18 protein-coding genes are annotated in these 23,512 nt (G+C 41.7%); 16 read left to right on the top strand and 2 right to left on the bottom strand.

The genetic code is table 11. The features are described 5' to 3' along the window. Positions 1-254 precede the first annotated feature (254 nt). Together ACGLYD_RS09345 and ACGLYD_RS09340 are read left to right on the top strand one after the other, a co-directional pair. Complete coding sequence (locus ACGLYD_RS09345; RefSeq protein ID WP_399632586.1) at positions 255-1,817, top strand: DUF342 domain-containing protein; 1,563 nt, start codon at positions 255-257, stop codon at positions 1,815-1,817. After that, on the top strand, positions 1,810-2,517 hold the full coding sequence (locus ACGLYD_RS09340) for a glycerophosphodiester phosphodiesterase family protein (RefSeq protein ID WP_187044993.1): 708 nt from the start codon (positions 1,810-1,812) through the stop codon (positions 2,515-2,517). The genes ACGLYD_RS09345 and ACGLYD_RS09340 overlap by 8 nt, the downstream gene beginning before the upstream one ends. An 89-nt stretch (positions 2,518-2,606) precedes the next feature. Here ACGLYD_RS09340 and ACGLYD_RS09335 read toward each other — a convergent pair whose 3' ends face one another. After that, positions 2,607-2,843, bottom strand: coding sequence for a DUF2627 domain-containing protein (locus ACGLYD_RS09335; RefSeq protein ID WP_067209866.1), 237 nt, complete (start codon positions 2,841-2,843; stop codon positions 2,607-2,609). A 127-nt stretch (positions 2,844-2,970) separates the two neighbouring features. On the opposite strand from ACGLYD_RS09335, the gene ACGLYD_RS09330 reads away from it, so the two are divergent. The 11 genes from ACGLYD_RS09330 (at position 2,971) to meaB (ending at position 18,397) form a co-directional block, all read left to right on the top strand. Next, complete coding sequence (locus ACGLYD_RS09330) at positions 2,971-5,013, top strand: sigma 54-interacting transcriptional regulator (protein ID WP_338656477.1); 2,043 nt, start codon at positions 2,971-2,973, stop codon at positions 5,011-5,013. Positions 5,014-5,041: 28 nt separating this feature from the next. Next, positions 5,042-5,947 (top strand): phosphate butyryltransferase, encoded by a 906-nt coding sequence (gene yqiS, locus ACGLYD_RS09325; protein WP_338656478.1) that lies wholly within the window; start codon positions 5,042-5,044, stop codon positions 5,945-5,947. Positions 5,948-6,159: 212 nt separating this feature from the next. Beyond that, on the top strand, positions 6,160-7,254 hold the full coding sequence (locus ACGLYD_RS09320) for a Glu/Leu/Phe/Val dehydrogenase (protein ID WP_067209859.1): 1,095 nt from the start codon (positions 6,160-6,162) through the stop codon (positions 7,252-7,254). A 172-nt stretch (positions 7,255-7,426) separates the two neighbouring features. Beyond that, on the top strand, positions 7,427-8,527 hold the full coding sequence (buk, locus tag ACGLYD_RS09315; RefSeq protein WP_067209854.1) for a butyrate kinase: 1,101 nt from the start codon (positions 7,427-7,429) through the stop codon (positions 8,525-8,527). Between the two features lie 28 nt (positions 8,528-8,555). Further along, entirely contained in the window at positions 8,556-9,983 is a 1,428-nt protein-coding gene (lpdA, locus tag ACGLYD_RS09310; RefSeq protein ID WP_187044989.1) for a dihydrolipoyl dehydrogenase, read from the top strand. A 60-nt stretch (positions 9,984-10,043) separates the two neighbouring features. Further along, positions 10,044-11,051 (top strand): thiamine pyrophosphate-dependent dehydrogenase E1 component subunit alpha, encoded by a 1,008-nt coding sequence (locus tag ACGLYD_RS09305; RefSeq protein ID WP_067209849.1) that lies wholly within the window; start codon positions 10,044-10,046, stop codon positions 11,049-11,051. Continuing rightward, a complete protein-coding gene (locus ACGLYD_RS09300; RefSeq protein WP_067209847.1) occupies positions 11,051-12,034 on the top strand; it encodes an alpha-ketoacid dehydrogenase subunit beta in 984 nt (327 codons plus the stop codon). The genes ACGLYD_RS09305 and ACGLYD_RS09300 overlap by 1 nt, the downstream gene beginning before the upstream one ends. 20 nt (positions 12,035-12,054) lie before the next feature. Further along, positions 12,055-13,371, top strand: coding sequence for a dihydrolipoamide acetyltransferase family protein (locus ACGLYD_RS09295; RefSeq protein ID WP_399632579.1), 1,317 nt, complete (start codon positions 12,055-12,057; stop codon positions 13,369-13,371). Positions 13,372-13,492: 121 nt separating this feature from the next. Beyond that, the gene (locus ACGLYD_RS09290; protein WP_399632576.1) at positions 13,493-15,175 is read left to right on the top strand and encodes a methylmalonyl-CoA mutase family protein; all 1,683 of its coding nucleotides are present in this window, start codon (positions 13,493-13,495) and stop codon (positions 15,173-15,175) included. Then, entirely contained in the window at positions 15,162-17,321 is a 2,160-nt protein-coding gene (gene scpA / locus ACGLYD_RS09285) for a methylmalonyl-CoA mutase (protein WP_067209838.1), read from the top strand. The genes ACGLYD_RS09290 and scpA overlap by 14 nt, the downstream gene beginning before the upstream one ends. 41 nt (positions 17,322-17,362) lie before the next feature. Then, the gene (meaB, locus tag ACGLYD_RS09280; RefSeq protein WP_399633170.1) at positions 17,363-18,397 is read left to right on the top strand and encodes a methylmalonyl Co-A mutase-associated GTPase MeaB; all 1,035 of its coding nucleotides are present in this window, start codon (positions 17,363-17,365) and stop codon (positions 18,395-18,397) included. 247 nt (positions 18,398-18,644) lie between these two features. Here meaB and ACGLYD_RS09275 read toward each other — a convergent pair whose 3' ends face one another. Continuing rightward, on the bottom strand, positions 18,645-19,736 hold the full coding sequence (locus tag ACGLYD_RS09275; RefSeq protein WP_187044985.1) for a carbohydrate kinase: 1,092 nt from the start codon (positions 19,734-19,736) through the stop codon (positions 18,645-18,647). A gap of 284 nt (positions 19,737-20,020) precedes the next feature. On the opposite strand from ACGLYD_RS09275, the gene ACGLYD_RS09270 reads away from it, so the two are divergent. From ACGLYD_RS09270 to ACGLYD_RS09260, 3 genes are all read left to right on the top strand, one after another. Next, positions 20,021-20,893: an EamA family transporter gene (locus tag ACGLYD_RS09270; RefSeq protein ID WP_187047901.1), complete on the top strand. Its 873-nt coding sequence runs from the start codon at positions 20,021-20,023 to the stop codon at positions 20,891-20,893. Between the two features lie 507 nt (positions 20,894-21,400). Then, positions 21,401-22,465: a carbohydrate kinase family protein gene (locus ACGLYD_RS09265; RefSeq protein ID WP_399632572.1), complete on the top strand. Its 1,065-nt coding sequence runs from the start codon at positions 21,401-21,403 to the stop codon at positions 22,463-22,465. A 1-nt stretch (position 22,466) separates the two neighbouring features. Next, positions 22,467-23,390: a pseudouridine-5'-phosphate glycosidase gene (locus ACGLYD_RS09260; protein WP_187044983.1), complete on the top strand. Its 924-nt coding sequence runs from the start codon at positions 22,467-22,469 to the stop codon at positions 23,388-23,390. The last annotated feature ends 122 nt before the right edge of the window (positions 23,391-23,512 follow it).

Raw genomic sequence — 23,512 nt, 5'->3', positions numbered from 1 at the left:
AACTAAGGTTGAAAATGACGATGCACCTGCATTCATAAATTAATATATCGTTGTCAGTGAGAGCATGAAAAGCCTATCAATTCCAACTTGAACATATGGCTAGCTGATTGAAAAACACCTAGTTATGGTAATAGCTACGCCTACTCTCCGAATCTATTTTCGTGTGGTAGGCTTTTTTAAACTAGAGATTAATTAATCTGACAAATAGGTTGAGGATGTTATATAATGGATAAAAGGGAAAGGATGAAGCGGCAGTGTTAGTTCAAAATGAGTTTTTCGATCTTTTAGTACAAGAGGAAAAAGTGATCTTGCGCACTAAGAAGAATGGTTTTCCACTTAAATCATTCGATTCAATTACGCGTGAACATCCACGATTAAAAATCAGTTCATTCCCGATATTAAGGAAAGCGCTTACTGAACTAGAGGCAGAACATATAATAGGCAATTGGATTCCAACTATAGAAATAGCTATTGCTGCTGATAAAATGATTGCTCAACTTTACATAAACGTGTCAACCAAGGAATTTGAAGAAAATAGACAATCAATCCTAAATCAGGCTGATAAAGTGCTTGATGATGCCGGAGTGATTTACGGCAGAACAACTTTGCAAGATGAGCCGTTTAAACCGGGTGAATCGATTATCGCAGCTGTAGGGAGAAAGCCACAAAAAGGTAAAGATGCAGTCGTATCATATATAGAAATACCTGAAAGAAGGCCGATGATCCGTGAAGACGGTTCTGCTGATTATTTTGAAATGAATTTCGTTACGCCTATCAAGCAAGGTGATTGGCTTGGCGAGAAAACATCGGCACAAGAGGGCATTGATGGTAAGGATGTTTTAGGTAACGATCTTCCTGCGCGGCGAGGGGATGATGTGAAACTTTACTTTGACAGGAAATCAGTGTCTGATGAACAAGAAGCGGACAAAGTAGTTCTGAGGGCGTCACACGGTGGGGCTTTGGAAAGCATTGACGGTATCATTAGTGTAGGGAAGCAGTTAATTGTCAGCGGGGATGTAGGACCTGAAACTGGCTCGATTAAATTTGACGGATCAGTTGTTGTATTAGGAACAGTCATTGCAGGATTTTCAGTAAATGCGACTGGAGATATTTCTGTAGAAGGTAATGAAGGTATCATAAATGCGAAGGAGATACAGTCATCTGAGGGAGACATCTACATAAAAGGTGGGATTTTCGGCGGTGGATTGACGATTGTCGAAGCGCGAGGTAATATTTTTGTTAAACACGCGAACAATTGCAAACTGTATGGAAAAGAAGTACATGTCGGTTTATATTTACTCGGCGCAGAAATTATCGCAGAATCTGTATTTATTGATAAAAACAAAGGTAAAATTATTGGTGGGAAAATTGAGGCACTTTATAAAATTGAATGTGCATTTGCGGGTAACAGTCATGAACGGAAGACAATCCTTAGTGCAAAAGGGATTGACAAGGAAGTAATGTATATGGAAATTCAAGAAATGGCTAAAAGTTTGAAAGAACGCCAAGGAATCATCGAAAAGCTTGAGCAACACGCTCTCCCATTTAGGAATAGTGGAAGTCTTCTGAAGGGGCCACAGGCAGAAGCCTTTGAAAAAATGTTGGAAACGATTGAATCGAATAGAGATGCCATAGTTGAACTAGATAAAGAAATTCAACTTGGGTTGCGTAAAATTAAGCAAGCAGTTCCCGCTCAAATTGAAGTGACAAGAGAAGCTTATCCAGGTACAATCATTCAAATTGGATTGAAATCGTCTACGCTTCATGTAGGTGCAAAAGGCATTTTTGAAATCGTAGATGGCGTCTTAAATGTCTAATCCTACAGTTTTTGCACATCGAGGCGCTTCTGGCATCTGCTTTGAAAATACAATGAAAGCATTTGAGAAGGCTGTCGATCAAGGTGCTGGCGGCATCGAGCTAGATGTCCAATTGACAGAAGATGGAGTGCCGTTTGTCATCCACGATCCAGGATTATCTAGGCTTGCTGGCATTCGGAAAATGATTTCATCCATGACAAGTACAGAGCTCATGAGAATTCGAGTGGGAAGAAGATATAGACGTTTATTCTGTGGTCATAGCATTCCGACATTGATAGAAGCGGTGTCATTTTGCGAAATGCATGATTTAGCACTTAATGTTGAATTGAAAGAAACGGTTTCGGATCGCCCTGAATTGATCAAAATGATTGTTGATATTGTTTCTGTTATGGGCAATGTTCATATTTCCTCATTTGATTATCGCTTACTTGAAGTGGTCAAAGAGGAAAGCGAACGAATGGAAACAGCCTTTCTTATTGGAAAGAAAAGCGTAGATTGGACTAATCTTAAACAGTATTCATGTGCAGATGGATTCCATTTTCACAAACGGTTGTTGAAAGAGCCCTTTTTGACCAATCTCCTTCAAACCGGGAAAAAGATTCGGGTTTATGGAATGACTGGAACAGAACCAATCACTCTTAATCCGCCTCCTTATATAGATGGCTGGATAACGGATTATCCAAATCGATTCAATAAATAAGCAAAAGGACCAAGACTGTTCAGTCTTGGTCCTTTTGCAATTCGCTCAAATAGATTGTAGACGATTGCTCTCAGTTACGATATACACTGTTACTTTTGTTTAAACCGTTCTTGCACGCGTCCTTTTCGTCGATCGCGACGTAATAAAAAGCCCGCAAAAAACCATAGACCTCCCGCGAACAATAATAAGCCTACAACGAATTGAAGCCAAATGAACGGAAATGGGTTAAATAATACGCCAAATATCGAATCTCGCATTAATTTTATACCGCCGGCCGCAAAAAGTCCGGGGATTAGCAAGACCATAAATGCTGCTAGACGTGCCATATACGACAACTCCTTACCGAATCTAATTTTACCTACTCTAATTTGATTGTCAAGAACAGCGCTTTCATGTATGATGAAATTGTAATTGCAAAAGATTGCATGGTTCAAAAAAGGAGAATGAACATCCTTGCAAAACGTTCTCATTGTCGGGGCGGGGACAGGCGGATCGATAATACTGGACCTTCTCCAAAATTTAGAATTCATGAATGTAAACGCAATCATTGATACTGATGAACATGCACCGGGAATAATACGTGCAAAAAAACAGGGCATCGCATATGGGATGGATTGGACAAGTTACCTGACCGACGATTTGCATATTATTTTCGATGTGACCGGTGACAAGTCTGTATTCGCTGAGCTATTAAAAGCGAGGCCTGCCCATACCGTACTTATACCTGGTTCCGTCGCAAATCTCCTTGTAAGGCTGCTTGAGGAGAACGATACATACATTAAGCGCATTCATATAGAAATGCATAAGCAGCGAATGATCTTTGATTCAATTGAAGAGGGCATGGTTGGAATCGACGAAGAAGGAACTGTTGATTTCTTCAATAAAAGTGCCTCTAAGATGATTGGTTTCCCAATTGAAGAGGCTTTTGGTCGGATGATTACGGATGTAATTCCGACGACAGAGCTTCCAAGGGTATTCGATTCAGGCGTGGCGGAATTGAATGAGGAACAGATTCTTGGAAATGGCTTGAAAATAGTTACTTCTCGTTATCCACTCTTTGATTCCGCCGGGAAAAAAGTCGGTGCATTCGCGGTGTTTAAAGATATTACGGAAGTAGTTGCGCTAGCGGAGGAAATCACAGATTTGAAAAAAGTGAAGACAATGCTGGAAGCAATCATACATTCGAGTGACGATGCCATCTCAGTCGTTGATGATAAGGGGAATGGTATCCTTGTCAATCCAGCCTATACACGGATTACGGGCCTTACTGAAGATGAAATAATAGGTAAGCCCGCGAATGCGGACATCAACGAAGGTGAAAGTATTCATATGAGAGTACTTAAGTCGAGAAAGCCGGTTCGTGGCGTCAATATGCGTATAGGTGAAAATAACAGGGAAGTAATTGTCAATGTTGCACCAATCATTGTCGATCACCAAGTGAAGGGTAGTGTTGGTGTCATTCATGACATCACTGAAATGCGCAACTTGATGAAAGAACTTGACCAGGCACGGACAATTATTAGGAAACTTGAATCAACCTATACATTCGATGATATCTTCGGCGGTTCGTCTGATATTGAAATTTCAATCGAGCAGGCCAAGTTAGCTGCCAAATCTGACATTCCAGTCCTTCTTCGAGGAGAAGCGGGAACTGGGAAAGAATTGTTTGCGCATGCCATTCACAGTGGCTCCGAACGACGGTTTAATAAGTTTATCCGTGTGAATTGTTCGGCAATGCATTCATCTAAATTGGAAGCGGAGCTATTTGGACAAGAATCTGAGGTTTCTCAAAGTGGGAATGGTAGCACTCAAGGCCTTTTTCAAGAGTCTGCACAGGGAACGTTATTCCTTGACGAAGTGGCTGACTTGCCGCTTGTGGTTCAGGCGAGGCTGCTTAACTATTTAAAAAGCGGAACAATCTTCAAAAATGGGGGGACCTATCCCGTTCATTTGTCCGTTCGTGTCATTGCAGCGTCTACGAAAAACTTAGAAAAGGCAATGCACGAAGGAGCGTTTATTGAAGAACTTTATTATGTGTTAAACCGACTCTCAATCCAAATTGCGCCGCTACGATCTCGGAAAAAAGATATTCCATCCATTATTGGGCACCTACTAGTAAGGTTAAATCAGGAATTCGGGATGAATATTGAGAAAATTACCGATGAAGCGCAAGAGCGTCTTAAGCAATATGACTGGCCAGGAAATGTACGTGAACTTGAAAATGTACTTAGCCGCGCCATGATTTACATGGAGTCGGGAGATGCCGTTATCGAATTGATAGATGTGGTTAAATCCCTATCATCTAGGGAAAACAAGGAAGAGGAACAGATTCTTCCTGAAAAAAGCACACTTACTTCGATTATGGATGAATACGAAAAAACCATACTTGAAACGGCTCTCCGTGAAAATACTGGTAACAAATCATTAACTGCCAATAGGCTTGGTATTTCACTGCGCTCACTTTATTATAAACTTGAGAAATTCAGCCTCATTTAATCGTCATGTAGTCAAAGGAGGAGAGACAATGGTTACACTTGACTCACTCATCAGTCTGGCCGCATCGAAGAACGGTCCGGTTGTTGCTGTCGCATCTGCAGCAGATCGAGAAGTGCTTGAAGCGGTTAGTATTGCTAGTGAAAAAGGCATTGCTTCATTCATGCTTTTCGCTGATGAAAGTCGTATCAGCGAGATGATTCAAACAAATTTCCCTTGGTTACTAGATAATGAAAAAATTAGTATCCATCATGCTGAAGACGATAGCTACGCAGCTGCACTCTCAGTGAAAGCGGTTTCAAGTGGACAAGCACATGTCCTGATGAAAGGGAACTTAGCAACATCTACCATCCTTAAGGCGGTGTTGAATGGCGACTATGGTTTACGCACAGGGAAAATACTGTCGCATGTCGCAGCGTTCGAAGTTGCCGGTTATGACCGTTTACTTTTCGTGACGGACGCGGCAATGAACATCGCACCTGACCTAGAAGCAAAAGCACAAATCATTCGTAATGCAGTTGCTACTGCGCATGCGTGTGGTGTGCTTGAACCAATCGTCGCTCCCTTGGCTGCTGTCGAAACGGTGAATCCGGCAATGACACCAACGACAGATGCCGCGTCGCTAGTAGTAATGAATCGACGTGGTCAAATCACTGGTTGCATTGTTGACGGTCCACTTGCCCTTGATAATGCAGTATCAGAGAAGGCTGCTGCGCAAAAAGGAATTACAGGGGAAACAGCTGGTAAAGCCGATATTCTTGTCGTTCCGAATATCGAAGCAGGCAATATTCTCTACAAATCACTTATGTACTTCGCCAACGCGAAAGTCGGTGCGATTATCCAAGGCGCCAAAGCACCAATCGTCCTTACATCAAGGGCGGACAGTGCCGAAAGTAAACTTTACTCACTAGCACTAGCAATTCTTTCGATAAAGTAAAAAACAAAAGCGTAAGCGCCTGTTCAGAGGCGACAGACATAAGACGGGCTGGCGAAGCGGCGTTCTTTGCCGCACAGCTTGACCAACTTATGACCCGAGTCTCTAGGCGCTGGAGTCTAGAAGTGAACACTCTATTGAATAAATTATCCACAGTACGAGATTTTTAGTTTCTTAAAAATAAAAATGAACGATACCCTTAGGAGGAATTTACAATGGAAATTTTCAAATATATGGAACATCAGGATTATGAACAACTTGTTATTTGTCAGGATAAAGCTTCAGGACTAAAAGCGATCATCGCTATTCATGATACGACACTCGGCCCGGCGCTTGGTGGAACACGTATGTGGACGTATGCAAGTGAAGAAGAAGCAATTGAAGACGCACTTCGCCTTGCGCGCGGTATGACTTACAAAAACGCGGCTGCTGGATTGAATCTTGGTGGCGGAAAAACAGTTATTATAGGGAATCCAAAAACAGACAAAAACGATGAAATGTTCCGTGCTTTCGGTCGTTATATTGAAGGATTGAACGGTCGTTATATCACTGCAGAAGATGTAGGAACAACTGAAGCGGATATGGACTTAATTAATCTTGAAACAGATTATGTTACAGGTACTTCTGCTGGAGCGGGTTCATCTGGTAATCCTTCGCCTGTTACTGCTTATGGTATTTATTACGGTATGAAGGCAGCAGCAAAAGAAGCATTTGGAGACGACTCGCTAGCGGGCAAAACAGTAGCGGTACAAGGTGTCGGAAACGTTGCTTACGCACTTTGTGAGTATTTGCACGAAGAAGGTGCAAAACTAATCATCACGGATATCAACGAAGAAGCAGTTCAGCGTGCAGTTGATGCATTCGGTGCAACAGCAGTCGGCATCAATGAAATTTACTCTCAAGAAGCAGATATCTTCGCACCATGTGCACTAGGTGCAATCATAAACGATGAGACGATTCCACAATTGAAAGCAAAAGTTATTGCAGGATCTGCTAACAATCAATTGAAAGAAACGCGTCACGGCGATTTAATCCATGAAATGGGTATTGTTTACGCACCTGACTACGTTATCAACTCGGGCGGCGTTATCAACGTTGCAGATGAGCTTGATGGTTATAACCGTGAACGTGCACTTAAACGCGTAGAAGGAATCTATGACGTAATCGGGAAAATTTTCGCAATCTCAAAACGTGATAATATCCCAACGTATGTTGCAGCTGACCGCATGGCGGAAGAGCGTATTGCACGTGTTGCTAATACAAGAAGCACTTTCCTACAAAACGAAAAAAGCGTACTTTCAAGACGCTAATAAAGAAAAGCGAAAGCGACCTGTTTAGACGCGACAGGCATAAGATAGACCGGCGAAACGACGTTCTTTGTCGTGCACAGGAGGGATGCAATTCAATCCCTCCCAGATAGCTTATGACCCGAGCGTCTGGTCGCAGTAGCTAGACATAAAGAAAAGAAAAGGCTGCATTGATATGGAAGGAGGACCTATTGTGCATGAGAATCACCATAGGATCCTAGTTATTAACCCAGGATCTACATCAACAAAAATAGGTGTCTTTGAAGGCGAAAGTCAACTGATGGAAAGTACGTTGAGGCATAGTTCAGAAGAAATTGCACAGTACCCTTCCATCATCGATCAATACAGTTTTCGTAAAGAGGCAATCCTTGAGTCACTTGAAAAAGAAGGCATTAACATCACTACACTAGCTGCCATTTGCGGTCGGGGCGGGCTTCTCCGTCCGATCGAAGGTGGTACTTACCCTGTTAACGAAGCGATGATACAAGACTTGAAAACAGGTTATTCAGGTCAACATGCATCGAACCTCGGGGGCATAATTGCGCATGAAATCGCAACCAGCCTAAACCTTCCCGCTTTCATCGTCGACCCCGTCGTCGTCGATGAACTTGCACCAATCGCGCGAATTTCTGGATTTTCGGCCATTAATCGAAAATCCATATTCCATGCGCTGAACCAAAAAGCGGTTGCAAGACGCTACGCAAAACAAGTCGGTAAAAAATACGACACACTCCGGTTGATTATCACCCATATGGGCGGGGGTATAACTGTCGGTGTACATGAATTCGGCAAAGTAATTGATGTAAACAATGGACTTCACGGAGATGGACCATTCAGCCCTGAACGTGCGGGAACCGTACCTGCGGGGGATCTCATCGAACTATGTTTTTCTGGAGAGTACTTCCGTCACGAAGTAATGAAAAAACTTGTTGGTCAAGGTGGTCTCGTTGGCTATCTCGGAACGAACGATGCTGTTCGCGTTGAACAACGAATTGAAGATGGTGATGAAAAAGCAAAACTAGTTTACGAGGCAATGGCCTACCAAGTTGCTAAGGAAATTGGTAGTGCGGCTGCTGTCCTTCACGGCCAAGTGGATGCGATTATCCTTACGGGTGGCCTTGCTTACGGCAAAGGATTTGTGAAGGATATTACATCCAGAATCGACTGGATAGCGGATATAGTTGTGTATGCTGGAGAAGATGAACTACAAGCACTTGCAGAAGGCGCACTCCGCGTTCTAACTGGTGAAGAAATAGCTAAAATCTACCCGTCTTGACGGGTCGTTGTGAGGGAGGCCATCTATAATGGCGAGGGAATATGATGTAGTTATTTTAGGAGGCGGAACGGGTGGCTATGTCGCTGCGATTCGCGCCGCTCAATTGGGACTGAAAACAGCACTTGTTGAAAAAGGGAAACTAGGCGGCACATGCTTGCACAAAGGGTGTATCCCGAGTAAAGCATTGTTAAAAAGTGCTGAAGTATTCGATACGGCAAAAAATCAGGCTGCAGAGTTTGGGGTAAATACAAAAGACGTATCACTGGATTTCAGTCGTGTACAAGCACGAAAAGACGGTATCGTTAAACAGCTACATGCTGGCGTGACTGCCCTAATGAAAAAAGGGAAAATCGACGTATTTGATGGACTTGGCAGAATGCTTGGACCATCAATCTTTTCGCCAATGCCGGGTACTATTTCGGTTGAAATGAACAATGGTGACGAAAACGAAATGCTCATCTTGAAAAACCTGATTATCGCAACAGGATCTAGACCACGTACATTACCCGGTTTGGAAATTGATGAAAATCAAGTCATGTCTTCTGATGGGGCGCTTTCTATGGAAGCACTTCCTAAGTCGATTATCATCGTTGGTGGTGGAGTCATCGGTATAGAATGGGCTTCTATGCTCAATGATTTCGGTGTCGAAGTCACTGTTCTCGAATATGCAGATCGAATTATTCCGACTGAAGACGATGACATCTCGAAAGAAATGAAAAAGCTATTGACGAAAAAAGGAATCACTTTTGTGACAAGTGCGAAAGTTCTCCCAGAAACCCTCGTTAAAAAAGAAGGAACTGTCACAATTTCTGCGGAAATGAATGGCGAAACGACGGCGTTCACAGCTGAAAAAATGCTTGTTTCTGTCGGTCGTCAAGCAAATGTCGAAGGAATTGGTCTGGACAATACGGAAATTGAAATCATCAATGGTTATATTAAAACAAGACCAACATTTCAAACAAAAGAACATCATATTTATGCAATTGGTGATGTTATTGGCGGGCTGCAACTAGCGCATGTTGCTTCTCACGAAGGAATTGCGGCTGTTGAACATATTGCAGGTCTAAAAAATGAAGCGATTGATTATACAAAAATATCGCGTTGCATTTATTCTAGTCCCGAAGCGTCAAGCGTCGGCATAACAGAGAAGCAAGCGAAAGAACAGGGCTTTGATGTCAAAGTCGGGAAATTCCCGTTTATGGCCATCGGAAAAGCACTTGTCAATGGAAATTCGGATGGTTTTGTAAAAATCATTGCCGATAAAAAGACAGACGATATTCTAGGTGTTCATATGATAGGTGCACACGTGACTGATTTGATATCCGAAGCAGGACTCGCGATGGTGCTCGATGCGACGCCGTGGGAAGTGGCAAGCACGATTCATCCACATCCATCGCTTTCTGAAGTAATGGGCGAAGCCGCTTTAGCCGTAGATGGCAAAGCAATTCATATGTAAAAAAGAGTCTCAATTAGTCTAAGACACAAGACTGCGAACCATAGAAGGGGGATTTTAGAAATGGCAAAAACGCGTCATGAAGAACTAGGTTTAACAAATGAAGATGCACTGCAAATTTTTGAAACGATGTTAATGGCTCGTCGTATTGATGAACGTATGTGGCTCCTTAACCGTGCAGGAAAGATTCCATTCGTTATTTCATGTCAGGGGCAGGAAGCAGCACAAGTTGGAGCAGCTTTCGCTCTTGATAAAGATAAAGACTGGATTGCACCATACTATCGGGATATGGGCGTTGTTCTACATTTTGGAATGACTCCGCAAGATTTGATGCTGTCCGCATTCGCAAAAGCAGAAGATCCGAACTCAGGTGGTCGTCAAATGCCTGGTCACTTCGGTCAGCGCAAAAATCGTATTTTGACAGGATCATCTCCTGTTACGACGCAACTACCGCACGCAGTTGGGGTAGCTCTTGCGGCGAAGATGAAGAAGGAAGATTTCATTACTTTCGTTACACTTGGGGAAGGTTCATCTAACCAAGGAGATTTCCACGAAGGCATGAACTTTGCAGGTGTCCATAAATTACCGACTGTTATCATGGTTGAAAATAATAAATATGCAATTTCAGTTCCTGTTGAAAAACAACTTGGCTGTGTTAATGTTTCCGACCGTGCAATCGGTTACGGAATGCCGGGTGTTACAGTTGATGGAACAGACCCACTTGAAGTATACAAAGTGGTCAAAGAAGCAGCAGATCGTGCACGACGTGGAGAAGGTCCAAGTCTTGTAGAGACAATCTGTTACCGATTGACGGCTCACTCATCAGACGATGATCAACGTCAATACCGTGATGCAGAAGAGCTTGAAAATGAAAAGAAACTTGACCCGATTCCAATGTTCGCAGCTTATTTGAAAGAAGTAGGCGCACTAACTGATGAACTTGAAAAAGAAATGGAAGAACGCATCATGAAAGAAGTGAACGAAGCGACCGATTATGCGGAAAGCGCTGCGTACGCTGAACCTGAATCTGCGATGCTCCATGTGTATGCTGAAGATGGGGGGAACGAATAATGGCTGTTATGTCTTATATCGATGCAATCACACTTGCAATGAAAGAAGAAATGGAACGAGACGACCGCGTTTTCGTTCTCGGAGAAGACGTTGGACGTAAAGGTGGAGTCTTTAAGGCTACGGCAGGTCTTTACGATCAATTCGGAGAATACCGCGCACTTGATACACCGCTTGCGGAATCTGCAATTGCAGGTGTCGGAATTGGTGCAGCAATGTACGGGTTACGTCCAATTGCTGAAATGCAGTTTGCTGATTTCATCATGCCGGCTGTGAACCAAATTGTTTCGGAAGCAGCAAAAATACGTTACCGTTCGAATAACGACTGGTCTTGTCCAATTGTTATTCGTGCACCATTCGGAGGCGGTATCCACGGGGCGCTGTATCACTCGCAGTCTGTCGAATCGATGTTCGCAAGCACACCGGGATTAAAAATCGTTATACCGTCAACGCCATATGATGCAAAAGGGCTTCTTAAAGCGGCAATCCGCGATGAAGATCCAGTATTATTCTTTGAACATAAACGCGCTTATCGTTTAATTAAAGGCGAAGTGCCTTTAGATGACTACGTATTGCCAATTGGCAAAGCAGATGTTAAACGTGAGGGCGATGATATTACAATCATCACTTACGGACTATGTGTCCATTTTGCATTGCAAGCCGCTGAACGTCTTGCAGAAGATGGAATTTCTACTCATATCCTTGACCTTCGGACTGTCTATCCACTTGACCAAGAAGCAATCATTGAAGCAGCTTCGAAAACAGGGAAAGTCCTCTTAGTTACTGAAGATAATAAAGAAGGAAGCATTATGGGAGAAGTTGCAGCAATAATTGCTGAAAACTGCCTGTTTGAACTTGATGCGCCAATTAAACGTCTTGCTGGACCAGATATTCCAGCGATGCCATATGCACCGACAATGGAGAAATTCTTCATGGTCAATCCAGACAAAGTAGAGAAGGCAGCGCGTGAACTCGCAGAATTTTAATCGGGAAGGAGGTCAATCAATTGGCTATTGAAAATATTTTAATGCCCCAACTCGGTGAAAGTGTGACAGAAGGCACAATCGAGAAATGGCTTGTCAAACCGGGCGATACAGTTAACAAATATGATTCACTTGCAGAAGTTAATACAGACAAAGTAACAGCAGAAGTACCTTCTTCATTTACAGGTGTCATCAAGGAATTGATCGCACAGGAGGGAGAGACGCTTGCAGTTGGAGCACTTGTTTGTACGATTGAAACTGAAGGTGGAGGAGTTGCGGAAGTCGTAGTAGAAGCGGTACCAGCTAAGGCAGAACCTGCAAAAGAAATGCCTGCTGCAGGTTCTCAAAAACCGGCTTCATCTTTGAATCGTGAAAAAGGAACGGCAGCAGGACGCTATTCTCCTGCAGTACTTCGTCTATCACAGGATAACGGCATTGATTTGTCACTTGTGGAAGGTTCAGGGAAAGAAGGACGCATCACGCGTAAAGATTTGCTTGCTATAATCGAGAGTGGCAACATTCCGACAGCAGCAGTAACTACTGAAGCGCCTGTTGTAGAAACAGCAGCTCCAACGTCGGTTACACAGGCGGCACCTGCACCGAAAGCAGCGGAGCCAGCCAATGTACCTGTTGCAGTAGGCGATATCGAAATCCCTGTTACAGGCGTGCGTCGTGCCATTGCTAGCAATATGCTGCGCTCAAAACACGAAGCGCCACACGCATGGATGATGATTGAAGTCGATGTTACGAGTCTTGTTCAATACCGCGATTCCTTGAAAAATGATTTCAAAAAGAAGGAAGGCTTCAACCTGACATACTTCGCATTCTTCGTGAAAGCAGTATCTCAAGCATTGAAAGAATTCCCTATGATGAACTCAATGTGGGCCGGCGACAAAATCATTCAGAAAAAAGATATCAATATTTCCATCGCAGTGGCGACGGAAGATTCCCTTTACGTTCCAGTCATCAATAATGCTGATGAAAAAACAATCAAAGGCATTGGGCGTGATATTCAGGAGCTTGCAGGTAAAGTGCGTTCAGGTAAACTGAAATCATCCGAAATGCAAGGTGGTACATTCACAGTGAATAATACCGGCTCATTCGGTTCTGTTCAGTCAATGGGTATCATCAACCACCCGCAAGCAGCAATACTACAAGTCGAATCAATCGTTAAACGTCCTGTTGTGATGGACGGCGGCATGATCGGTGTGCGTGATATGGTGAACTTATGTCTATCACTCGATCACCGCGTTCTTGACGGTCTTGTTTGCGGACAATTCCTCGCACGAGTGAAAGCGATACTCGAAAACGTAACTGCAGAAAATACATCCATTTACTGATCAAAATTGTAAACCCCAGTGCCGTAAAATATAGCGCTGGGGTTTATTTTATCTTTCAACAAAAGCGTTACTCGGGTAAACTAGTAATAGATTGATTATTTTGAGGAGGGAAGCGCAAAATATGACCATACATAACATGCAAACAACAACATTCGATAAAGCGGGATTTGAACAATGGAAAGAAGTCGCTGTCCAGTCATTGAAAGGAAAGCCTTTCGATTCGCTTATCACGAAAACGATTGAAGGGATTGACCTTCAGCCATTATATACGCAGGAAAGTCTTGCGAAACGTGCACAGCTAATTCGTGCGGCAAAAAAAGAGACAGGCTGGATTGTTGCACAGCAACAATATGCTACGGATGGACAACAGTTCGTCGCTGACCTGAAAAGTTCGATTGAACGTGGCAATGAAGCGATTGTTTGCGATGGGGCAAAAACACTTCACTGGGAAGAGTCTTCTCTCGCTGAAATCGCCCAACTTATGAAGCAATATCCGATTTTCATTACAAATATGAAGCATGATAACTCATTTCTGAAAGCGTTTTCCCTTGTCCCAGAAATGGATCGTTCCTCCGTTAACGGGGCAATTTCGGTCTCTGGTTGGACTCTTCCAGCAGGATACACAAACGTCCGGACAGCTAGCGCGGATATATGGGTTGCACATCACAAAGGCGCGGATGCAGTGACTGAACTTGCATTAGTCCTCGCATATGCAGCGGATCAAGCTTCAAAAGTGGACAATTTTAGTGATTTTGCCGATGACTTTTTTGTTCGATTTGCAGTTGATACGCATTTCTTTATGGAAATTTCAAAGTTCCGTGCGTTTCGTGTTCTTTGGCAAGCATTCAGTTCTGCGTATGGGGTAGCTGAAGCTCCATATGTACCAATCATTGCAACAACATCGTTGCGTTCTTACTCAAAACTAGATCCGTATGTCAACGTCTTGCGTGCAGGCAATGAAACATTTGCCGCAGTTCTTGGCGGCGCTGACGTTATTACAGTTCATCCACACAATATTATTACTGGACCGACAAGCAGTTCTGTACGTATGGCACGTAATATCCAACTTGTTATTAAAGAAGAAACTCATTCCGATAAAGTAATTGATCCTGCAGGCGGTTCTTATTTCATGGAAACCTTGACGTCTGAACTTGTTGATAAATCATGGACACTCTTTTTGGAAATACAGTCTACAGGCGGCTATGATGCATTCATTGCCAGTGACAAGTTCGGGAAATTACTTGAGCAACGTAGGGGCGATGTTTCGAAAGGGAAACAGTCGTTGATTGGTACAAATGTTTACGCTGAATTGACGGATACGAACTTTACTGATTGGGATGGCATTCAATTTGAAGGACGTCTTGCAGAACCTTTCGAAAAACTAGCTGCACTGCAAAAAGATAGTGCAACGCGAATTGCATTGCTGACGTTCGGCGAGTTAAAAGATTTCAAACCACGTGCAGATTTTGTCGGCGGCTTTTTAGCGACAGGCGGTATGCGCGCTGAATGGAGTCCAACATTCGATAATGCAGAACAAGCTGTTTCATGGCTTGCGGATGATAAGCCGGATTATGCAATTGTTTGTGCAACATCCAGCCTAACTGAAACGATAATGGAACAATTGCTAGCAGGACGCCCAGAAGGACTTGTCTTGGATGTGGCAGGAAAGTACGATTCTGCACTGTCAGAAACATGGCTTAATGCCGGTCTAAATGGCTTCATCTATGCGGGTCAAGATAAAGTAGGAAAACTAATAGCTATCAACGACAAATTGGAAGGGGCTGCGTCTGATGAACAAGCCTGATTTCAACAAAGTAGACTTGCGGCAGATTGCTAGCAGTTCGGCAAAAACAGTAACCCAGTCAGGGCAACTTTTTAGAACAAATGAAGGTATCGATGTTAAAACGCTCTATACCGGTAAAGACACGGAGAACCTATCCCATTTGACTGATTTACCTGGCATCGCACCAAATACTAGGGGTCCCTATCCGACAATGTTCGTTTCTAGACCGTGGACAGTCCGTCAATACGCCGGATTCTCAACTGCTGAGGAAAGCAATGCCTTTTACCGCCGAAATTTGGCAATGGGGCAAAAAGGATTATCTGTCGCATTCGACCTTGCGACTCACCGCGGCTATGACTCTGATCATCCACGTGTGACTGGGGATGTCGGAAAAGCAGGCGTTGCTATTGATTCGGTAGAGGATATGAAAATCCTATTTGATGGTATTCCGCTCGATCAGATGTCAGTATCTATGACAATGAACGGCGCGGTATTGCCAATTATGGCGTTTTATATCGTTGCGGCTGAAGAACAGGGAGTGTCACCTGAAAAACTTGCTGGTACCATCCAAAATGATATATTGAAGGAGTATATGGTGAGAAATACGTATATTTTCCCGCCAGAAATGTCGATGAAAATCATTGCGGATATTTTTGATTACACATCCACTAAAATGCCGAAATTTAACTCGATTTCAATTTCTGGCTATCATATGCAAGAAGCGGGCGCAACGGCGGATATCGAGCTTGCCTATACACTTGCGGATGGTCTTGAATATGTCAGGACAGGTTTGAAAGCAGGCATTGATATCGATTCATTCGCACCTAGACTATCGTTTTTCTGGGCGGTAGGCATGAATTACTTCATGGAAGTTGCCAAAATGCGCGCGGCACGGAAAATGTGGGCGCAAATGATGCAGACGTTTGAACCGAAAAATCCAAAGTCACTTGCGCTACGTACACATTCACAAACGTCAGGCTGGAGTTTGACGGAACAAGATCCGTTCAACAATATAACGCGAACATTAATAGAAGCAAATGCTGCAGCGATGGGGCATACACAGTCACTCCATACCAATGCGCTTGACGAAGCAATTGCATTGCCGACAGATTTCTCAGCACGGATTGCTCGGAATACGCAATTGTTCCTGCAAGAAGAGACGATGATGACCAAAGTGATTGATCCATGGGGCGGCTCATACTATGTTGAAAAATTGACAGATGAGTTGATGGATAAAGCTTGGGAATTAATCACAGAAATCGAGGAACTCGGCGGAATGGCGAAAGCGATTGAAACCGGCCTTCCCAAAATGAAAATCGAAGAAGCGGCCGCAAAACGTCAGGCTCAAATCGACTCCCGTGCAGAATCAATTATCGGTGTAAATAAATACCGTTTAGATACTGAAGATCCAATCGATATTTTGGACATTGACAATACGCTAGTACGCCAGAAACAAATCGATCGTATCAATCAGATGAAAGCAGACAGAGACGAAGCGAAAGTAACGACTATCTTAGCCGAGTTGACTGAAATTGCACGTAGTGGCGACGGTAATCTTTTAGCATGTGCCGTTAATGCAGCACGTGCACGCGCAACCATCGGTGAAATATCAGATGCGATTGAAAGTGTATCAGGTAGACATAAGGCGGTGATTCGTTCGGTGAGTGGCGTTTACAGTTCGAATTTCTCGAACACAGAAGAAATTGACGAAGTAAAAATGATGGCAGAAGATTTCCTTGGAAATGAAGGGCGTCGTCCACGTATCCTTATCGCAAAAATGGGACAAGACGGTCATGATCGCGGTGCAAAAGTAATCGCTTCCTCATTTGCAGATCTTGGTTTTGATGTAGACATCGGGCCATTATTTCAAACGCCAGAAGAAACGGCACTACAAGCCGCTGAAAATGATGTCCACGTCATCGGTGTAAGTTCACTTGCTGCGGGTCATAAAACGCTTGTTCCGACACTACGAGAAGAGCTTGCCAAAATTGGTCGAGAAGATATTCTTATTGTCGTCGGTGGGGTTATACCTGCGCAAGATTATGCATTCCTACGTGAAAATGGTGCTGCGGCAATTTTCGGTCCAGGAACCGTCATTCCGGTTGCAGCGCAAAAAGTCATTGAAGAAATCTATCGTAGGCTTGGCTATGAGGAAGTGGCGGATTGAAAGACAACAACCGTTTAACTGATGACAGTGCATTGAATGTGATGGGTGGGATTACTTCCTCACATGATGGTATGGCAGCAACGGCGCGGAAACGTTTTGTGAAAAAGGGCCGCGAAATCCCGGTTGAAGAGTTGTCGGAAAAGATATCAAATGGCTCCCGGCTTCATCTTGCAAAAGGGATTACGCTTCTCGAAAGTATTATTCTAGATGATAAAGTTGCCGGGCAGCAGCTGTTGCTCAATTTGCTTCCTAAAACGGGCAATAGCATCCGGATTGGCATCACCGGAGTTCCAGGTGCAGGGAAAAGCACGTTTATTGAAGCATTCGGCTTAATGCTAGCTAATGCAGGCCACAAAGTTGCCGTGCTTGCTATAGATCCAAGCTCAACTGTAACAGGCGGTAGTATCCTTGGTGATAAAACGCGGATGGAAGAACTTGCAAGGCATCCGAACGCGTTCATTCGCCCCTCACCGTCTGCAGGTACACTTGGTGGTGTTCACAAAAAATCGCGCGAGACGATGTTACTTTGTGAAGCGGCAGGTTATGACGTTATTTTAATAGAAACGGTCGGAGTCGGGCAAAGTGAAACGGTTGTCCGTGGAATGGTCGATTATTTCATGCTGCTGGTACTAACTGGTGCCGGAGATGAACTGCAAGGGATGAAAAAAGGGATTATGGAACTGGCAGACGGGGTTGTTGTTCACAAAGCTGACGGTGATAATTTAAGGTTGGCGAAGAAGACAGTACGGGAATACCGTCAGCTTCTTCACTTCCTCCAACCTGCATCACCCGGTTGGACTTCGACTGCACTTCCTGTTTCATCAATTAAAAATACAGGTCTTGAAGAAGTTTGGGAAATGATAGTATCATTTAAAGAGACAATGGATGGTAGCGGATTCTGGGAAGGGCGCAGGCAATCACAGACGAAAGATTGGTTCCGTTCCATGATTAATGATCGACTTATCGATAGTTTTTTTGCACAACCTGGGAAGAAAGAGGAAGTCGTAAAACTAGAGAAGGGGCTACTTGAGGGAAATCTTACTGTGACGGGCGCAGTCGATCGTTTGTTTGGATAAAGCTACAAGATATAAGAAGGACGTTTAATGGCATGAGATATTTTCGCTGTTCAAGTGGATGCCAAATAAAACGAATAAACGAACACGATACTATCCTATAAATAAACTACAATTGTATAATAATAAAATAAAGATCAGACATTTACACAAATGTCTGATCTTTTTTGTATATAAATGAATGGTTTGCGTTTATTCTTGCACTTCATACTAAAGTTTCGCTTCACGGTGAAAGTAGAACAATGTATTATCACATAAATCCCTCAACTATTTCATGAATTTTTTCGGGTTTTAAAAGTGTAGAGACAGATTCCTCAGTTTGCTGGGTAAGTGCAGAACCTGCAAGCCCCAATTGACAAGCCCGCAATAGTGATTCTTCGTTCATAAGCCCATATATTGCGCATGAAGAAAATGCATCACTAGCCCCTGTGACATCTACAACTTCAGTTTTGAAAGGGGATAAATGCCCAGATTCTTGTGGTGAAGAATAATAAACTCCATGATCATTAAGCGTGATAATAACTTTTTGTACGCCGCGTAGTCTAATCTTTTCACAGACAGTTTGGCAATCCTCAAACGAAGTAATTTTCAACTCAGCAAGTATTTCTGCTTCTTCTTGATTGAGGAGCAATAGTTCTACTCCTTCAAGTTGAAAAGGAAGTTTTTGCGCCTTGGCTGAAGATATAGGATCAATGTACAAGGGAATATTTTCATCCCTGCAACGTTTAATTAAATAACTTATGCAATCCTTAGAAATATTAGTATCCAAAAAAACGGCTTGTGAGGCCACTATATAGGACCATTTCTCTTCGATCATAGAAATCGTTATTTTTTCGTAGATGTTCATATCGGCCATAGAGACAATCATTTCACCATTAACATCCAATAAAGTGGTATAAGTACCTGTTCGTTCTGTCTGCAATACCCATACTTGACTGACATCTACTCCTTGGCTTTTCGTTTCCCTCAGTATCCAGTTACCTTCCTTGTCGTCTCCCACAGAAGTCATAAGAGAAGTGTTATACCCAAGCCGACTTAAATTTTCGGCAAAGTTTCGTGCCACACCACCACAAACTTCAGTTGTTTCAACAGGATTGGATGAATACAAATGCACTTTTTGATTCGATCGCGCTTTCCGGTCTGTGTTTGCTCCACCGATACACACGATGGAAGATTCCTCTTGGAGAATATAAGCACGCCCTTTGATTTCACCGCGTTTTGTCAGTGTAGCAATATAGTTAGCAACCGCTGAACGTGATAAACCGACTTTATTTGATAGTTCTTGCTGTGAAATAAAAGGGTTTATTCTAATATGATGTAATATTTGATGTTCTTTAGACATTAAAATAACCTCGCTTTTAATTAGACAATAGTTTACAATGTAAACTATTGTCTGTAATGCTGATTTGAAATAAGGGAAAGTAATTCATGGGTGTTAAGAATCTCGTTCATAACCTGAAAATTACGCATTAAGTATAAAAAGATCCTTTATTTAGGAATTGGTACGCTTGTCCAAATCCATTATAAAGGAAACCTGATACGACAATCATACATCAATCTTATCGTTTGGTAAATGCACTACATCCATATATATACAAAACAATTGGAGGAAATAATACAATGAAAATGTGGTTATACCCTTTGTTAGTAGTTTTAGCAGCTAGTAGTTATGGTTTAGTGTCAACTATCATTAAACTTGCAATACAAGGTGGTTTTTCGGTCTCAGAAGCAATTACAAGCCAATTTTTTATAGGGTTTTGTATAGCGGTATGTATTTTTCTTCTAACAAATAGAGAAAAAATAAGCTTTAAAGGGATTAAAATTCTTATTTTAGCAGGAGTATTAACAGGATTGACGAATATTTTTTATGGTCGCTCTTTAATCTATTTACCTGCTTCTTTAGCGGTGGTACTTCTGTTTCAATTTACGTGGATAGGTATGTTGATTTCTTGTATAGCAAAACGGCAACTCCCAAGTCGAATCGAGTTTATTTCGTTAATCGTTTTGTTTGCAGGAACTATACCAGCTGCAGGTTTGATTGATGTAGATTTATCTCAAATACCTATTCAAGGTTGGTTATGGGGTTTAACTGCAGCTCTTTGTTTTTCTTTATTTTTATTTGTTAATAGCAAGCCAATTAAGAGTATGAATACATCTAACCGATTACTATTGGTTTCCTTTTTTGCTTTTATGACAACAGCTACTTTTCAGTCTCCAGAAATCATTTGGAATGGAACCCTGTTTGGTGAGGGACTCTGGGTATATGGTTTGGCATTAGGATTGTTCGGTATGATCATACCGGTTTATTTATTTACCATCGCAGTTCCTAAAGTAGGATTGGGTATGTCGTCAATATTGAGTGCTTTTGAATTGCCGATTGCGGTGTTGGTATCAGTTATATTATTAAGTGAAATCGTTACTCCACTACAAATAGTAGGTATAGTAATCATTATTATGGGTATCATTTTACCAACAGTCTTAAAAAAGGATAAATTGTAGATTCAAAAATTTTTAAAGCATTATAAACGTAATCGTAAATAGACAAGTCCTCATCCAATTTGATAAAAAGGGTGGGGCATTTTTTTTTAGAGTAGATTTTCAGAAGGGTTATTTTAGTTATATATATTCGATTACTGGTTCTGAATCAGGAATAATTACAAGTTCTATTGTTGAGGTTATCGCTTAACAGAGAAGATGTATTGGAATGAGTCCTTTTTATTTTAAAAGATAAGAATAAGTTTTTCTAATTGGATCAGTGTTTAGACACTTGGCGTTAGCTATGTGGCAAAGAGAGTTATGTTGCTGGATCGGCTTTTGTCTGTAACGTCTAGCGGGAGCATTACTCTTTTCTCATCTTGTTGAGACAATAGTGGAAATAGAGCAATTTATTATTGACAATTTATAAAAAAGTCGTATACTAAACATATGTTTACAATATAAACTTTTGTTTCAAGGATGAGGGGGTGTGAAAAAATCGCTAATGAAAATGAGGATTTAATTTTAGGTATGATTAAAGAAAGACCACTTATTTCTCAACACGAATTGTCGGAACTAACAGGTTTACCAAATTCTTCAATTGCTGAAATTATTTCCGGGCTAATCAAGAATGAGCATATTTCCGGGAATGCTTATGTTTTAAATGAGAACTCACCTATTATTTGTATAGGTGGAGCTAATGTAGATAGAAAACTCTATGCAAAGTTTGAGATATCTAATGGAACGTCTAATCCAGTAAAATCTTCTCGAACGATTGGAGGAGTAGCAAGGAATATTGCTGAAAATCTAGGTAGACTGGGTGAGCAAGTTGTATTAATCTCAGCAAGTGGTAACGATTTAGAATGGAAAGAGATTTATGATATGTCTTCTCCATTTATGAATTTAGAGCATGTTACTCAATTTGAAAATGCATCAACAGGTTCCTATACCGCGGTATTGGATAAGAGCGGTGATTTATCAATTGCATTAGCAGATATGGATATTTTCGAAGAAATTACTCCTGAATTATTGGAAAAAGACAGCAATATTCTTAAATGCGCTAAATGTATTGTAGTTGATTTGAATTGTCCGGTTGAAACGGTTGAATTTCTTTGTTCTTTCGCAACTGAGCATACTATTCCACTAGTTATCATTCCTGTTTCGTCTCCAAAAATGAATCGACTGCCCAAAACACTGGATGCGGTTAGTTGGCTCATCGTAAATAAAGATGAAACAGAAACTTTTATGAATATAAAAATTAATGATGATAAAGATTGGGAAAAATCAGTTGAGAGATGGTTAGAATTAGGAGTTAAAAATGTTATTGTAACTAACGGATCAAAAGGTGTGCTTACAGGTAGTGAAAATGGCGAGATTCGTTATTTTCCAGCTATCGAAGAACCAGTAGTTGTGGATGTTACAGGTGCGGGGGATTCATTTTGTTCGGGAGTTATTTATTCCTGGTTACAAAAGAAAGACTTTGATTACATTATTAAGTCCGGTTTGGTCAATGCCCAAAAAACAATTTTGTCAAAGCATACAGTTAGACAAGAATTATCTCAAAAACAATTTAAACTAGATATGGAGGAAATTTAAAATGAAAAAGTATATTGAATTATCAAAAGAGGTTCAACAGGCAAAAGAGGAAGGGAAAGCAATTGTGGCATTAGAGTCTACAATTATTTCTCACGGGATGCCTTATCCCCAAAACGTAAAAATGGCTCGAGAGGTTGAACAAATTGTTCGCGATAACGGGGCTGTTCCAGCAACAATTGCTATTATTGATGGGAAAATCAAAATCGGTTTAACAGATGAAGAGTTGGAGTTATTCGGTAAAAGTTCAGATGTTGCTAAAGTGTCAAGACGCGACTTACCACAAATTATTGCTACAAAAAAACTAGGTGCAACAACTGTGGCAACTACAATGATTTGTGCTGAATTAGTGGACATCAAAATCTTTGTAACAGGCGGTATTGGTGGCGTTCATAAAGGTGCAGAAACTACAATGGATGTTTCAGCTGACCTTGAAGAATTAGCTCAGACGGACGTAGCGGTAATTTGTGCAGGAGCTAAATCAATCCTAGATCTAGCGCTTACGATGGAATACCTTGAAACAAAAGGGGTTCCTGTGCTTGGCTATGAAACGGAGTGCCTACCAGCATTCTATACAAGAAATAGTGAATTTAAATTAAACTTCTCTACGGATTCAATTGATGTAATTGCTGATGTATTGAAAACTAAATGGGAATTAAATCTTAAAGGTGGGGTAGTAATTGCTAACCCAATCCCTGAAGAATTTGCTATGGATGAAGACTATATCAATGGAATTATTGACCAAGCAATCAAAGAAGCAGAAGAAAATAATATTATTGGTAAAGATACTACACCGTTCTTACTTGGTAAAATTAAAGAATTAACAGATGGTAAAAGCCTTGATGTAAATATTGAATTAGTAAAACACAATGCTAAAGTAGGAGCTCAAATTGCAGTTAATTTAAACAGCAAAACAAACGAACAATAAAACTATTACTTAAGATAAGCTGATCTTTACTACTATAAATTCACTCATCTAGTTCCTTTTCGTATTTTTACAAAAATATGAAAAGGAACTAGTATTATCAATTAATTGAAAGCGCTAACATA

The sequence above is a fragment of the Sporosarcina sp. SG10008 genome, from assembly GCF_044569405.1.
In the GTDB taxonomy this organism is placed as follows: Bacteria; Bacillota; Bacilli; order Bacillales_A; family Planococcaceae; genus Sporosarcina; species Sporosarcina psychrophila.
This window is presented reverse-complemented; position numbering and strand designations above follow the sequence as displayed.

What these genes read in the sequence shown, in the direction of transcription:
- ACGLYD_RS09340 (WP_187044993.1), top strand. Translation starts at nt 1,810, where the DNA reads ATGTCTAATCCTACAGTTTTTGCACATCGAGGCGCTTCTGGCATCTGC.
- ACGLYD_RS09335 (WP_067209866.1), bottom strand. Translation starts at nt 2,843, where the DNA reads ATGGCACGTCTAGCAGCATTTATGGTCTTGCTAATCCCCGGACTTTTT.
- yqiS (WP_338656478.1), top strand. Translation starts at nt 5,042, where the DNA reads ATGGTTACACTTGACTCACTCATCAGTCTGGCCGCATCGAAGAACGGT.
- ACGLYD_RS09320 (WP_067209859.1), top strand. Translation starts at nt 6,160, where the DNA reads ATGGAAATTTTCAAATATATGGAACATCAGGATTATGAACAACTTGTT.
- buk (WP_067209854.1), top strand. Translation starts at nt 7,427, where the DNA reads ATGGAAGGAGGACCTATTGTGCATGAGAATCACCATAGGATCCTAGTT.
- lpdA (WP_187044989.1), top strand. Translation starts at nt 8,556, where the DNA reads ATGGCGAGGGAATATGATGTAGTTATTTTAGGAGGCGGAACGGGTGGC.
- ACGLYD_RS09305 (WP_067209849.1), top strand. Translation starts at nt 10,044, where the DNA reads ATGGCAAAAACGCGTCATGAAGAACTAGGTTTAACAAATGAAGATGCA.
- ACGLYD_RS09300 (WP_067209847.1), top strand. Translation starts at nt 11,051, where the DNA reads ATGGCTGTTATGTCTTATATCGATGCAATCACACTTGCAATGAAAGAA.
- ACGLYD_RS09290 (WP_399632576.1), top strand. Translation starts at nt 13,493, where the DNA reads ATGACCATACATAACATGCAAACAACAACATTCGATAAAGCGGGATTT.
- scpA (WP_067209838.1), top strand. Translation starts at nt 15,162, where the DNA reads ATGAACAAGCCTGATTTCAACAAAGTAGACTTGCGGCAGATTGCTAGC.
- meaB (WP_399633170.1), top strand. Translation starts at nt 17,363, where the DNA reads ATGGGTGGGATTACTTCCTCACATGATGGTATGGCAGCAACGGCGCGG.
- ACGLYD_RS09275 (WP_187044985.1), bottom strand. Translation starts at nt 19,736, where the DNA reads ATGTCTAAAGAACATCAAATATTACATCATATTAGAATAAACCCTTTT.
- ACGLYD_RS09270 (WP_187047901.1), top strand. Translation starts at nt 20,021, where the DNA reads ATGTGGTTATACCCTTTGTTAGTAGTTTTAGCAGCTAGTAGTTATGGT.
- ACGLYD_RS09265 (WP_399632572.1), top strand. Translation starts at nt 21,401, where the DNA reads ATGATTAAAGAAAGACCACTTATTTCTCAACACGAATTGTCGGAACTA.
- ACGLYD_RS09260 (WP_187044983.1), top strand. Translation starts at nt 22,467, where the DNA reads ATGAAAAAGTATATTGAATTATCAAAAGAGGTTCAACAGGCAAAAGAG.